Raw genomic sequence first — 14,600 nt, forward strand, 5'->3', positions numbered from 1 at the left:
AAAATAGGGTATCCGAATGATCAAAAATGAAGGAGGCCCTAACCTATGTATTTTTACAAAGAAGATTTAATTAATATTATTGTACCAGACAAGCCCGATCCAGCGGCAGCTAAAGTGATTCAGGAAACGCTTGGCGGACAATTTGGTGAAATGCGTACGATGATGCAGTATTTCTTTCAGAGCAGTAATTTTCGGGGTAAAGCAACCCAGTATCGTGATTTGATTCGTGGTGTATTTCTTGAAGAAATCGCCCATGTAGAACTTGTTCAACAAACCATTAACCAACTGCTGAGCGGAAGTGGAGAAGACGTTCCTGGGAATGCCGGGGTAGATGGGGCACCGATTGATGAAGCTGTTCGTCATGCAAACCCGCACCATTATATTATGGGTGGACAAGGTTCACTACCTGTAGATGCAGGCGGGAATCCTTGGCTTGGAAGTTATGTATATAACCATGGGAATCTAACTGCTGATTTACTTAACAACGTGGTGCTAGAATCTACTGGTGTTTTGCAAAAGACAAGGATCTATGAGATGAGTTCGAATAAAACATTCCGCGAAACCCTTGGATTTTTGATTGTAAGAGATAATGCGCATCAGAATGCTTTTGCTAAAGCGCTGGAGACTCTCGGGGTAGACTGGGGCAAAATATTCCCGATTCCTAACTACGATATTAATAAGTACCCAGAGTGCAGAAAATATGTAGACCTGGGATACCATAATGCGCAGTTTAATTTCCGATTGGATTCAACCCGGATTGGGGAAATTTTCACAGGGGAATCACCAAGCCGTAATGGAGAAGAACTTCAAGTTACTGATCCGCCGGAAGGTTTCCCGGTACCTGAATTGCCAGAACAGCCTAATATGCATAGTCCGGGACTGTACGATTTGAACCACTAGAAAAAGGTATTTACTGAGTATAGCAATTAAAAAAACAAAAGCCGCAATCTCTTGCCAATAGGCAGGAAATTGCGGCTTCTTTTATAAGCTCAAAGTTGATAGCTTAAACGGTTTGCTCGTCATTTTGCATCAGCTGACGAAGTACAGTTTGCAGAATACCGCCATTGTGGTAATAATCTACATCCACCATACTGTCAAGACGTGCAATCACTGGGAAATCAAACTCGGTTCCGTCTTCGCGAGTAGCCGTTACCGTCAGCTCTTGGCCTGGAGTAACATCATTACTGAGACCAACGATATCAAACGTTTCACGACCGTTCAGACCTAGGCTGGACCATCCATAACCTTCTTTGAATTGAAGTGGGAGAACGCCCATACCTACGAGGTTACTGCGGTGAATCCGTTCAAAGCTTTCTGCGATAACCGCTTTTACGCCGAGCAGAAGGGTACCTTTTGCTGCCCAGTCACGGGAGCTTCCTGTACCGTATTCTTTACCTGCAAGCACGACTAAGTTTCTGCCTTTTTCTTGATACTTCATGGAAGCATCGTAGATCGACATTACTTCATCGGTAGGAAGGTAGGTGGTTACTCCGCCTTCTGTGCCTGGTGCAACTTGGTTACGAATCCGAATGTTTGCGAAAGTACCGCGCATCATCACTTCGTGGTTACCACGGCGGGAACCGTACGAGTTGAAGTCTTTACGCTCAACACCGTGTTCTTTCAGATACAATCCAGCAGGACTTGATGGAGAGATATTCCCTGCAGGAGAGATATGGTCCGTTGTTACGGAATCACCCAAGAGTGCTAGAACACGTGCATCACGGATATTTTGAATGTCATTCAGCTCGTCACCGAGACCTTCAAAGAACGGAGGATTCTGAATGTAAGTGGAGTTTTCATCCCACTCATACAGTTCGCCTTCCGGAATTTCAATGGCATTCCAGCGTTCGTTCGCTGTAAATACATTAGCATATTTATTGCGGAACATGTCTCTGTTCAAGGAGATGTTAATCGCTTCTTGAATTTCCGCAGAAGTAGGCCAGATATCTTTCAGATATACAGGCTGATTATTTGTATCATAACCAATTGGATCATTTTGAAGATCAATGTTTACCGTTCCAGCAAGTGCATATGCAACCACTAGAGGCGGAGAAGCCAGGTAGTTTGCTTTTACTTGAGCGTGAACACGGCCTTCAAAGTTCCGGTTACCGGAAAGGACAGCTGCAACCGTAAGGTCGTTATCTGTAATTGCCTGGCTGACTTCCTCAGGAAGTGGACCAGAGTTACCGATACATGTTGCACAGCCATAACCAGCAACGTTAAATCCAAGCTTCTCAAGCGGCTCAAGAAGTCCGGCTTTTGTCAGATACTCTGTTACTACGAGAGAACCTGGAGTCAGAGAAGTTTTTACATAACCTGGTTTAGTAAGTCCGCGCTCCACTGCTTTTTTAGCAAGAAGACCTGCACCGACCATTACGCTCGGGTTAGAAGTATTCGTACAGCTTGTAATTGCCGCAATAACGACTGCTCCAGCAGAGAGTTCACTCTTAGTACCGTCCGGGTGAGTAACCGATACTTTCTCAGCAATCTTCTCATCACTGAGTCCATAGCCGCCTTTGTCTACAGGGGTACGTACAATGCCTTCCCAGTTTTCTTTCATTTTTGTCAGTTCAATACGGTCTTGTGGACGTTTAGGTCCTGCAAGGGACGGTACAACAGACGCTAGATCCAGTTCAATGGTATCTGAGAAAACAGGGTCTTCTGTATGATTCGTGCGGAACATGCCTTGAGCTTTGTAATATGCTTCAACCAGCTCGACTTGTTCTTCTGAGCGGCCCGTATTACGAAGGTAGTTGAGTGTTTCGGTATCAACAGGGAAATATCCTACCGTTGCGCCATACTCAGGAGCCATGTTTGCTACCGTTGCACGGTCAGCAAGGCTGATGTTAGAGAGTCCAGGACCATAGAACTCAACGAATTTACCGACAACGCCTTTTTTACGAAGCATTTCTGTAACAGTCAGTGCAAGGTCTGTTGCTGTTGCCCCTTCAGCAAGGCTGCCGGTAAGTTTGAATCCAATAACTTCAGGAGTTACAAAATACAGCGGTTGTCCGAGCATTCCAGCTTCCGCTTCAATACCGCCAACGCCCCAGCCAACAACGCCGAGACCATTAATCATCGTGGTATGGGAGTCTGTACCAACGAGGGAATCCGGGAATACTACTGTTTCGCCGTCAATCTCTTTGGTAGCAGCTACAGAAGCAAGATATTCAAGGTTGACTTGGTGAACAATCCCTGTGGAAGGGGGAACCGCACGGAAGTTATCAAATGCCGTTTGCGCCCAGCGCAAGAAGCGATAACGTTCTTCGTTACGTTCAAATTCTACTTTTATATTGTAATCCAGCGCATCGTTTGTTCCGTAAGCATCAACCATAACGGAGTGGTCGATAACGAGATCAACAGGGACAAGCGGATTGATTTTTTTAGGGTCGCCGCCTGCTTTTTTTACTGTATCGCGCATTGCAGCAAGGTCTACGACAACCGGTACACCGGTGAAATCTTGCAATACAATACGTGCGGGAATGAATGGAATTTCTTTATTGTTATCTTTGCCTTCAGCCCAGCCTGTAAGCTGGCTTACGTGTTCTTCTGTAATTGCGCGTCCATCAAACTGGCGAACGGCAGCTTCTAGTAACACTTTAATAGAGAAGGGAAGTTTAGAGATATCGCCACGACCTTGATCTTGCAAAGACTTGAGGCTGTAGTAACGGTACGTTTTGCCCCCGACTTCAAGCGAACTTGCAGCAGAGAAATGATTCTTTTGAGACATGCATGTACCTCCTAATTAATAATATTCGGATGAGTTCATTTTCATAGGTCCATCATTGTTTGTTTCACTGTGTGAAACGCTATTTCATAAACGAACTTTTGAGTTTAGTATACCGTTTTCAAACTTGTTCGTAAAGGGTTTTTTCAGGGTAGATGTGCTTAGGCCCCGTACATACCCTGGGATACTTTGTCATATAGATGAAAGAAAGGAAGCTTGGAACGTTGGAAATGGCTAGGGCATGGGAAAGGGGAGAAAAAGGCGTGGAACGTGAATGGAATCATGCGTTATACACCTATGTTAATGATTACAATGCTTGCGAAATCAGCTGTAAACCACATCATGAGCAGTTAATTGCCGATGTGGCGATACTCGAGAAGAGGGCAGAGCGGCTCCTTTTGTTAGAGCAGTGGTATCATGAACGTGAATCTCATCCTGTCCGAAGCGAGACGCGGGCCAAACTGCTTCGGGTACTATCTAATGAGCCAAATCAAGGAGTAGCAGATGTGCAGCTCTATCGTCGGCTTTATTATATGAAGTCAGGTATTACCCATCGGGAGGATCGGATTGAAAAAGAGCGGCTCACCTTTAACAAACACCAAGGCCGCTGGGGCATTTCGAGTATTGTTCATGATGTCCCTGAACGTAAACCCATAACTCTGGGCGATTCGATAAGCGCTGAGAATAGTTCAGCCTTAAACAAACCGCTTTTAAATAGAGAATTATTATATCCCGGCATTCCTGCAAGACCTTCCCGTTATCGCAGAGAGGATGCTGTAGCCTATGCAGACAGGTGGTGGGATTCCGGTAATCCTGAGTTCGAGGAATTTGATGTGAACTGCACCAATTATATCTCTCAATGTCTCTTTGCAGGGGGAGCGCCGATCAACTATACTGGTAGGAGAGAGTCAGGCTGGTGGTATAGAGGTTACGTAGGCGGAAGAGAATTATGGAGCTTTAGCTGGGCCGTATCTCATAGTTTGCAGAGTTACTTAACCCATGCTCGTACGGGTCTTACTGCAACCCTTGTTGACAGTCCGAGAGAGCTTCAGCTTGGGGATGTTATTTTTTATGATTGGGATGGTGACGGAAGATACCAGCACAGTACCATCGTGACGGGGTTTGATGCGGGAGGAATGCCGCTAGTGAATGCAAACACCGTCAGCAGTCGGCATCGCTACTGGGACTATAAGGATTCTTATGCTTGGACAACTGCGACCAGATACTGTTTTTTTCATATCTCTGATACGCTAGGAACATAATACGGAACGATCATCATCCTTGATGAATATACTGCTGGCATAGATACGGTGGGCCTTGGCGGATACGAAATCTTCTAAGTGAACGAATTTCTCCAAGACCTATCCGTTTAATAGAAACCGGAGGTTAGGCATGGTACAGAATAAAATGACCGTAGGTATTGTATACGGTGGTAAATCAGGGGAACACGAGGTATCCCTGCAGACTGCATTTGCGGTGACAAGTGCTTTTGATTATGACAAATACGAGCTCGTTCCTTTTTATATCTCGAAGCAGGGGACTTGGGCAAAAGGAAATAGGCTTACAGCTCCGCCTGCAAGCGTAGATGCACTGCAGCTTAAGGGCAATCCCGAGGATACTCGCGATGCACTGAACACGTTATTCAGCCGTCTATACGGCGGCGAGAGTGAAATCGATGTTATGTTCCCGCTCTTGCATGGCACGTATGGTGAAGATGGTACAATTCAAGGACTTTTCGAAATGGCTGATATGCCGTACGTAGGTGCGGGTGTACTGCCATCTGCTGCCGGTATGGATAAAGTAACGATGAAGAAATTATTCGCACAGGCGGGTATTGAGCAGTGTGAGTATGCTTACTTTAATCATATTCAGTGGAAACGTTCGAGCGATGAACTCATTGTGAATATGGAAGGCCAGCTTGGATACCCCATGTTCGTTAAACCGGCGAACCTTGGCTCAAGTGTAGGTATTTCCAAGGCACGCAACCGGGAAGAACTGATTGAAGCAGTTGAATATGCTCTTCGCTATGATATCAAAGTCATCGTAGAAGAGTTTGTCGATGCAAGAGAAGTGGAAGTCAGCGTACTTGGTAATGAAGAAGCAATTGCTTCCGTTCCGGGCGAGATCGTATCTTCAAGCGATTATTACGATTATGCAGCGAAGTATACGGATGGACAATCCGAAATGCTGATCCCGGCTCCTCTTGATGAAGAGAAAGCAGATCAAGTTCGCGAAGCAGCACTGAGTGCATTCCGTGCAATTGAAGGAAACGGGATTACTCGTGCAGACTTCTTCGTCCGCCGTTCGGATGGAAAGATTCTTATTAATGAAGTGAATACAATGCCTGGGTTTACCCCGTTCAGTATGTATCCTCTGTTGTGGCGTGAGACAGGTATATCCTATAAGGCGCTTCTTGATCGTATGATTGAGCTTGCCCTAGAACGTTATGAACTGAAACAAGCATTGCAGTACGAAAATAATAAATAAGAAGTAAGCGGGAAGGGGAGCAATGACTCCCCCTTTTTGCTATAACGAAAAGAAAATAAGAGAATGAAAGAGGAGGACAAGTCCATGGGATTTCAGACCGAGTTTAATTCAGTATGTAAGTTTAAGAGTGAACAAGAGTTGTACGAGCTTCTAGAATACGGAAGAGGAAAAATGGTGAAACAGGGCTTGCGCGTCTTTCCTACAGGGCAAAAAGTAATTGCCTATACCCCAGATAATGTGGCGATCGCAATTGTGAAAATTGTAGGCTGTATTGCAGAAATTAACTTTCAGAATCAAGAAGTGACCGAGGTAGAGATGATTCTTGAGCGTAAGCTTACAGAAGAAGAGTCACGAATTCAGACAAAGCTTGCTTATGAGATGTTCTTTGGAGAACAAACGAAGAATTGAAGCAGAGGTAACAGGGTTTTAACAAGTCTCTTACGGGTATAATCTGTACTATTAAGGTTACCGTGAGAGGAAGGTCTCGTCATATGATCGTACGATTTGGTTATGTAGCTATGTCTGTCCTTGTAAACAATGCTTCCCCGTCCAAGACGATGACAATGGCTAGTTTTAATAAAATAGGAGATCGAGAGGCAGCCATCCGCAAACTTGAGCGTATCGCTGCCGAAAATTTACATAACACTTTAAGATTACTTCGGCACAACCTCGCTCATCAGATTTGGGTGTACCGTTTTTCCTCAAAACTAATCCCGCTGGCGACACATGCAGATTTGCAGGACTGGAATCCGTTTGAAGCACTAACCCCGTCCTTTCGGGAGGTAGGCGATTTTGTGAAAAAGAACAAGATGAGAGTATCTTTTCATCCGGATCATTTTACGGTGCTTAGTACACCTCGTGAGGACGTCTTGGCAAGTTCGATTCGCGATCTGCAGCATCACAACTCTATGCTGGGTGCGATGGGACTAAATGCTACGGCAAAGAACAATATACATATCGGCGGAGCCTATGGGAATAAACAGCACTCGGCTGAACGTTTTATCGAGAATTTTAGCACCTTGACGTCTGATATCAAGGAAAGAATGACACTGGAGAATGATGATAAGACCTTTAATGCGGTGGAGACTCTTGAGGTTTGTAAGAAAATAGGTCTTCCTATGGTTTTAGATATTCACCACCAGTGGGTAAATAATGATGGAGAGAAACCTTGGGAGCTGTGGTCAGAGATTCAGGCGACTTGGAGGACTCCCTTCGCTCAGGCGGATGCCTTGCCAGAGGCTCCTTTAGCTCCTAAAGTTCATGTTTCGAGTCCTAAGAGTGAAAAAGACGTCCGTAGTCATGCAGACGGAGTGGAGCTCGAACCACTGCTTACTTTTTTAAGAGAGATTGCGAAGGATACGCCGTTTCTTGATGTGATGATTGAAGCAAAACGTAAGGACGAGGCGTTATTTGGACTTATGGATGCGTTTAAGACTTTGACGGGGGAAGGTATCGAAATTCTAGATGGAGCGACCATTCGTGTAACGCCATGACTCTAATTCGTACAATTTTGTGAATCAGGACTTTTGTGGGTAACCGATATGCTCCTGAAACGTTAGTATAGTAAGCAAGAGTAAGTAAAATTTTCTATCATGGCGTTCTTTTTTAGAAATGAGGAAAGTAGTGTGATTGTTTTGAATGAAAATCAGAAGACTCCTTATGTAGTTTCAAGTAAGAGTTATACGGCTGTCGCTATTAATGCTGCTGCGAAAACAGGGGAATGGATTAAGAGCAAAGTCGGTTCTAGTCTGAAGATGTCGACAAAATATTCCGAGCAGGATCTTGTTACGGAAGTGGATAAAGGCGCAGAGCAAATGATCCGCCGATTGATTCTGACTCATTTTCCAGACCATGCTATTCTGGGGGAAGAAGGCGTAGAGCCAGGCCCGGATGCTTCTAATCTTGCTTTGCAAGCGGTCAAAGATGAGGAGTTTCTATGGATTGTAGATCCGGTAGACGGAACAACGAACTTTGTTCATGGATTTCCATTCTTCTCGGTATCCATTGCGCTCGCACATCACGGAGAAATCATAGTAGGTGTCATCTATGATCCCATCCGAGACGAGTTGTTTGTTGCCGAAAAAGGAAAAGGGGCTTATGTGCATGGTAACCGTATGCAGGTGTCCCAGGAAGAACATCTTTCCGATGGACTTATCGCCGTCGGTTTTCCGCCGGACCCAAGCTTTGCCTTGCCTGCGAATATGGCTGCAGTGCAGGCTCTCGCTCCCAAAGTCCGTAATTTACGAGCAGGCGGATCTGCCGCACTGCATCTTGCTTATGTTGCGGCGGGCAGATTGAGCGGATATACAGAGATTGGACTGAATCCATGGGATATCGCAGCAGGTGCTTTACTCGTTCAGGAGTCAGGTGGTATGGTAACAAGCACGGCGGGGCATCCTTATGATCTATCGGTGCGCCATGTTACAGCAAGTAATGGAAAGCTGCATCACGAACTGATTACTGTCCTGAAAGAAGCGAAAGCCACAGGTATCGCAGAAGACAAGTGAAGGAGGAATGCAGATATGCCAGATTCACATGAGCTTGAGAAAAAGCTGAGCGATATGCTTACAGACGGTGATCCGGATTATGGAGATCGTGAGAAAAGAGAGCGGGAACAGGTCTCCCCTAAATATGAGATCCGAATTCAGACCGAGCTGGATCCGATCGTAGAAGAAACGTTAAAATATCGCAGTATGGCTAAAGAAGTAGACGATCGTTATGACGCCTATATGGAAAAAGCCAAGCATTCTTCCGATAACAAACCTAACGAACCCTTAGTTGAAAAAACAGATTCAGAAAAAGAAAAATAAAAAAAGAAAAATGATAAAGGGCATTCAGAATGAATACATTCTGAATGTCTCAGACTGTAGACAAACTAGCTTAAACTAGTTTGCCTGCAGTCTTTTTTATTTTACAATAGAAGCAACTATTTTATTTGAGGTGACAATCTTGCTAACGAAACAATCCTCCACTCAACGTGACCAACTTGAAATGGTTGCTCTAGATCAACTCGTTCCAGAAGATCATTTGGTTCGCAAAATCGAATCGGCGATCGACTTTTCTTTCATCTACGACTTGGTTCAGGATCATTATTCGGAAATTGGACGACCTAGCATCGATCCGGTCATCTTAATTAAATTACCTCTTATTCAATATACCTTTGGTATTCGTTCCATGCGAAAAACGATCGAAGAAGTTCAAACCAACATGGCGTATCGTTGGTTTCTGGGCTATGGATTTTATGATAAAGTTCCGCATTTCTCTACCTTTGGAAAGAACTACGAACGTCGTTTTAAAGATACAGATCTATTCGAACAGATTTTCTACCGTATTTTGCGGACTGCAGCTGAGAAACATTTACTCAGCGCGGAGCATGTTTTCATCGATTCTACACACGTAAAAGCGAGTGCGAATAAACGGAAATTCGAAAAGAAGGTTGTACGCAAAGAAACAAGAGCATATCAACGCAAACTGGAAGAGGAAATTAACCAAGATCGGGACGACCATGATAAAAAGCCGTTTCCTCCGGACTCTTTTAAAAAAGAAGAAGAAAAGGAAATTAAACAAAGCACTACAGATCCCGATAGCGGCTACTATGTCAAAGATGAACGGACCAAACAATTTGCTTATTCGTTTCACGCAGCAGTAGACCGAAACGGATTTGTACTCGGTAACATCGTCACTCCCGGAAATGAACATGACAGCCACTTGCTTGCACCCCTCGTAGAAATGGTAAAAGAAAAGATTGGGAAACCTGTAGCAGTGGCAGCCGATGCTGCCTACAAAACACCTTGGATTAGCAAATATTTGTTGGAGCAAGGGGTTACTCCGGCGCTGCCTTATACACGTCCGCGTTCTCAAAAAGAAGGTTTTCGAAAAGATGACTACGTGTATGATGAATATTTTGACGCCTATTTATGTCCTGCTAACGTGGTATTACCTTACTCGACCACCAATAAAGAGGGGTACCGAGAATACAAATCTCCAAAAGAAATTTGTAAATCGTGTCATTATTTATCCATGTGTACAGGGAGCAAGAACCACCAAAAAGTAGTGACGCGACATGTATGGCAAAACCACTTAGAAGAAGTAGAGCATCTAAGACACCACCAGCATGTAAAACAAATCTATGCAAAACGAAAAGAAACGGTGGAACGGGTATTTGCAGATGCAAAAGAAAAGCATGGCATGCGATGGACAACCCTGCGAGGGCTAAAAAAATTGTCCATGCAGGCGATGCTTACGTTTGCTGCCATGAATTTGAAGAAAATCGCCAGATGGTCGTGGAACAGACCAATTCCAGCGTAAATCAGGCGGGTTTCCACCTGATTTATTCATGAAAAGAAGTAGAAATGACAAAAGGCACTCAGAATGAATACATTCCGAATGCCTTTTGTCTACAATCTGGGGCATTCAGAATGAATACATTCTGAATGTCTTTTTCTATAATCTAGGAAGTTCTCTCTTAAGGTGAAGGTGAAGAGAGGACTTCTTTTTTATTTGTACCCGTAATCCTGCATAGGTGGTAAAATAAGGAATTAAGAAAAGGGGGCGACATATCACCTATGTTGAAGTGGACTAACGTTCGAAATAAGGTGCGGACATGTTCTATATCGCTTATTGCGATTGGACTACTATTAGGGTCAGGAACCTGGTCTGCACAGGCACAGGAAATAACGAAGGAATATCGCATGGTCACGCTGGGAGATTCCATTACGGTCGGTTTTGAGCCGGGAATGGAGGATTTGAACACAAGTCCTTATGGTTATGTTGAACGACTGGAAGAGCAAGCGCTGCTGCATGGACGTACGAAAGTTACCAATTACGGCATTGCGGGACTAAAAACAACAGGCCTGCTTCAGTTTACAGATGCGATTGCTAAGGGAGAGAAAAAGTCTTCCGAAGCCATTCAGCCGAAACTTTCTGATCCGCGAGTAGAAGATTTCACAGATCAGATAAAGCAGATCCAAACCGAGGTTTCGGAGGCGGATGTCATCGCTATTACGATCGGCGGAAATGATGTATCAGAGTTACTGGTTACAGGGACAAGTCTCACAGATGCTCAGCTGAGTGAGCGAGTAAAGGAACTGCTGAGTCGTTATTCGGAGCAGGTAACCTCATCTGTCAATAATCTGCATGCCTTAAATGAAGATGCTCTCTTTGTGATTGCAGATCAGTATCAGCCTCTCCCCAAAGTGGGAAATGAAGCTCTATACAACAAACTGATGAGTGCAGCCGCTTTATTTACAGATACGGTGGATGCGGTGGCATCCCAGCTGAACGAGCAGGGAGTCCATATAAAAGTTGCTCACGTGGCGAAGGAGTTTGCCGGAGGAGAGGGAACGATGACCCATATGATCAGGCATCGTGACTTTCATCCCAATCAAAATGGATATGAAGCTATCGCTGAGGTATTTGCTAACGTGATCTGGGGAGATTATGTAAAGCTTCAGATACCTGATCGGGAGGAGCCGATGAATATTTTCGTAAGCGGTAAAAAGCTTGCTACTCCTTATAAACCTGTTCTTAAAAACAATCAGAACTATATTGCAATTCAGGATATTGTAGAAGCCGTAAATGCAGAATCCAAATGGGATAATCAGACGAAGTCTACGAAAATCACATATGGTACGAAGACGGTAGAGATTAAAATGGGATCAAAGAACGTACTAGTGGATAATCAATCAATTTCAGTTGCGACACCAGCCTTCTTACAAAAAGTCGGTAAAGAGTCCAAAACCTACGTGCCTCTTGCCCTTGTTGCAGAAAGTCTCGGTTTTGATGTTCAGTATCAGTCCAAATTAAAAACGGTCTTTATCAATCCTTAAATTTTAGCTTGGTAATATGGAAGGAAGGTTATCTCTGAGTGGTTATCCCTGAGGATAACCTTTTTTCACTTTCCTCAAATCCAAACTGTACAATATACAGGAATTGGGTTTATAATCAAAATAAAGAAATTCAAAGAACAACACAGATTTAAATGTGGTAATGTGTTATTTTTCCAAATGCGAATGATATGGAGGAGGTAATTTAGGATCTTTTCATGAGTTTAGAATCTTTTTATGTTTCTAATTTAAAACGCTTACAATTTTATTCTAGGTAGATATTCAGATTGACTTCATCAGAAAACAGCAGAGAAAGTTTGTACACTAATGTACTGTTCCTTAAAAGGAGGCGCGTTTGTACATGAACGATTTACTGCAAATAGAACATATGAGTCAAGGATCAGCCTATTCATTACTAGATTCGTCTTTACCTCTCTCAAAAGAGAAAAATATGGAAGCAGTCAGCAGACAGTCGATGATTGTCTATCAGCTTTTGGAACTTGTTCATCGTCATTATGCCGATTCGGACATTTCATTAAATACCATTGCTAAACATAAGCTGTATATGAATCCAGACTATTTAGGAAAAGTTTTTAAGAGAATTACAGGAATCGGCTTCTCTCAATATCTCAATCAATATCGGATACAGCAGGCATGCAGTTACATGCGGCATAAAGATCAAGATGCCAAAATATTTGAACTTGCAGAGTCCTTTGGTTTTGGAAGGAATCCGCAGTATTTCAGTCAAGTATTTAAGAAGTGGACGGGGGTTACTCCCTCGGATTATCGAAGCAGAGCAAGATGATAACTGGTAGACAAGGAAGATAATGATAGGAAGATGAAGGAGATGAAGTCACTTCATGATTCATTATAAATTTGATTTTGGACCTGGAACGGCAGCAGAAGGCTATACTGGGGTTCTTCCAGATACGCTGTATCATGCGGAACTTGGTTATGGATTTGAATCCATAGACCGAGTATATGGGAGAGATCGTTCACAGGAGCAATCGGATCCTGCTTCATCTAAGAAGGATTTTACGATAAAAAAACAACTTCAAGGCCGTTTTTGCATTCCGCTTCACGCGGCTTTTATCCTTGATGTTCCGCCGGGTACATATCGTGTCCATACGCTAATGGGTGACAGCAATACCGAAACGATTACTGAGATAAGGGCTGGTGAAGGCAGACTTATGCTGCCGCCTGTTCATACACAGCCTGGTCAATGGATTGAAGAAAATTTCAGTGTTGTTGTTCGTGAAGGTGAACCGTTACGACTTTCTTTTTCCGGTCCTGCTCCGAGGATTAATGCACTTGAAGTAATGGAAGCGAATGAGACGCTGACCGTTTATATTGCGGGTGATTCTACAGTATGTGATCAGCCTGCATCAGGCTATCCCTATGCGGGATGGGGTCAGATGCTGCCATCCTTTTTCAAACATGATGTGGCGGTTGATAATCATGCGCATTCAGGACGCAGTACGAAAAGTTTTATCGACGAAGGCCGGCTGGATGCGATACTCACGAATATTAAAGCCGGAGACTTTCTCTTTATTCAATTTGGTCATAATGATGAAAAGTCAGATGTACTAAGAGCGACGAAGCCATTTACAACCTATCAGGAATATCTGAGTAAATATATTCAGGCAGCTCGGGAGCGTGAGGCTCATCCGGTTCTCATTACTCCTGTACAGCGCAGATACTTTAACGAAGATGGAACCCTCATGGATACACACGGAGATTATATTGTGGCTATGAAAGAACTCGCAGAAAAGGAGAATATTCCTTTAATTGATCTCGCTGCTCGCAGCAAGATCGCATTTGAACAAGCTGGGGTGGAAGGCAGTAAACTTGATTTCATGTGGGCTTGGCCTGGGGAATATATTCATTTCCCTGCTGGAGTGGAAGATAATACCCATTTCTCGCAGTACGGGGCCAAAAGAATGGCTGGAATGGTAGCCGCCTCTATTGCTGATCTGGCCATTCAGCCGCTGACGATGTTTTTGCGTTCACCGGATGCTTTGAGAGACAGGTAGTACCGAAATAAGTAAGCCTAATAGATGTTTCACTAAAATGGATAGCGAATCTATTTCATAGCTGCATGCAACAAGTAGAAGGGAGATACAGAGATGAACTCAATCAAGCCGGAAGCTGCAAAAGGTAATACCGTATGGGTTATTCCAGATGGATACATTCCTCCGCAAAGCAGCGGTGCGCTTGAAAGTCATGAAAGTATTTGTGTCTTAAATACAGGAAGAGAGGATGCAAATCTTACGATTACTGTATTTTTTGAGGATCGCGATCCGCTCGAGTGTAATGTGACCAAGGTGTCCGCTAGGCGAACTTCTCACATTAGGACAGCCAGCCTTCAGGCAGATGGAGAGTTCATACCGCTTGGTGTTCCTTATGCACTTATTGTGGAAAGCGATATCCCCATAATTGTTCAGTACAGCAGGCTTGATACATCTCAGCCTGAACTGGCACTCATGAGTGTCATGGCTTATCCCGTATAGCGGATACGAATAAATCAAGAATTCTGTTTTTCTCTAAGATAGATACTTTAT

The 14,600-nt window shown here is 43.9% G+C and carries 13 protein-coding genes; 12 read left to right on the forward strand and 1 reads right to left on the reverse strand.

Translation table 11 applies throughout. The annotated features are described in order from the left end of the window. Positions 1 to 45 precede the first annotated feature (45 nt). Positions 46 to 900, forward strand: a complete 855-nt coding sequence (locus QPK24_RS02880; RefSeq protein ID WP_285746008.1) for a manganese catalase family protein — start codon at positions 46 to 48, stop codon at positions 898 to 900. A gap of 103 nt (positions 901 to 1,003) precedes the next feature. Here QPK24_RS02880 and acnA read toward each other — a convergent pair whose 3' ends face one another. Further along, positions 1,004 to 3,730, reverse strand: coding sequence for an aconitate hydratase AcnA (acnA, locus tag QPK24_RS02885; protein WP_285746010.1), 2,727 nt, complete (start codon positions 3,728 to 3,730; stop codon positions 1,004 to 1,006). 227 nt (positions 3,731 to 3,957) lie between these two features. Between acnA and QPK24_RS02890 the strand changes: the two genes are divergently transcribed. The 11 genes from QPK24_RS02890 to QPK24_RS02940 all read left to right on the forward strand — a co-directional run bounded on the left by QPK24_RS02890 (position 3,958) and on the right by QPK24_RS02940 (position 14,549). Continuing rightward, a complete protein-coding gene (locus QPK24_RS02890) occupies positions 3,958 to 4,989 on the forward strand; it encodes an amidase domain-containing protein (protein WP_407082985.1) in 1,032 nt (343 codons plus the stop codon). A 130-nt stretch (positions 4,990 to 5,119) separates the two neighbouring features. Then, a complete protein-coding gene (locus QPK24_RS02895) occupies positions 5,120 to 6,214 on the forward strand; it encodes a D-alanine--D-alanine ligase (RefSeq protein WP_285746013.1) in 1,095 nt (364 codons plus the stop codon). Between the two features lie 84 nt (positions 6,215 to 6,298). Beyond that, positions 6,299 to 6,622 carry a hypothetical protein gene (locus tag QPK24_RS02900; protein WP_160036545.1) on the forward strand — a complete coding sequence of 108 codons (324 nt, stop codon included), beginning with the start codon at positions 6,299 to 6,301 and terminating at the stop codon, positions 6,620 to 6,622. Between the two features lie 83 nt (positions 6,623 to 6,705). Next, positions 6,706 to 7,707, forward strand: coding sequence for a UV DNA damage repair endonuclease UvsE (uvsE, locus tag QPK24_RS02905; protein ID WP_285746016.1), 1,002 nt, complete (start codon positions 6,706 to 6,708; stop codon positions 7,705 to 7,707). 99 nt (positions 7,708 to 7,806) lie between these two features. Further along, a complete protein-coding gene (locus tag QPK24_RS02910; protein ID WP_285746017.1) occupies positions 7,807 to 8,721 on the forward strand; it encodes an inositol monophosphatase family protein in 915 nt (304 codons plus the stop codon). A gap of 15 nt (positions 8,722 to 8,736) precedes the next feature. Continuing rightward, on the forward strand, positions 8,737 to 9,024 hold the full coding sequence (locus QPK24_RS02915) for a hypothetical protein (protein ID WP_285746019.1): 288 nt from the start codon (positions 8,737 to 8,739) through the stop codon (positions 9,022 to 9,024). A 139-nt stretch (positions 9,025 to 9,163) separates the two neighbouring features. After that, on the forward strand, positions 9,164 to 10,522 hold the full coding sequence (locus tag QPK24_RS02920; protein ID WP_285744158.1) for an IS1182 family transposase: 1,359 nt from the start codon (positions 9,164 to 9,166) through the stop codon (positions 10,520 to 10,522). Positions 10,523 to 10,779: 257 nt separating this feature from the next. After that, on the forward strand, positions 10,780 to 12,042 hold the full coding sequence (locus QPK24_RS02925; protein ID WP_285746021.1) for an SGNH/GDSL hydrolase family protein: 1,263 nt from the start codon (positions 10,780 to 10,782) through the stop codon (positions 12,040 to 12,042). Positions 12,043 to 12,400: 358 nt separating this feature from the next. Next, on the forward strand, positions 12,401 to 12,844 hold the full coding sequence (locus QPK24_RS02930) for a helix-turn-helix transcriptional regulator (RefSeq protein ID WP_285746023.1): 444 nt from the start codon (positions 12,401 to 12,403) through the stop codon (positions 12,842 to 12,844). Between the two features lie 55 nt (positions 12,845 to 12,899). Then, a complete protein-coding gene (locus QPK24_RS02935) occupies positions 12,900 to 14,072 on the forward strand; it encodes a rhamnogalacturonan acetylesterase (RefSeq protein ID WP_285746025.1) in 1,173 nt (390 codons plus the stop codon). Positions 14,073 to 14,165: 93 nt separating this feature from the next. Beyond that, positions 14,166 to 14,549, forward strand: a complete 384-nt coding sequence (locus QPK24_RS02940; protein WP_285746027.1) for a sensory rhodopsin transducer — start codon at positions 14,166 to 14,168, stop codon at positions 14,547 to 14,549. Positions 14,550 to 14,600: the final 51 nt, after the last annotated feature.

The sequence above is a fragment of the Paenibacillus polygoni genome (assembly GCF_030263935.1).
Taxonomy (GTDB): Bacteria; Bacillota; Bacilli; order Paenibacillales; family Paenibacillaceae; genus Paenibacillus; species Paenibacillus polygoni.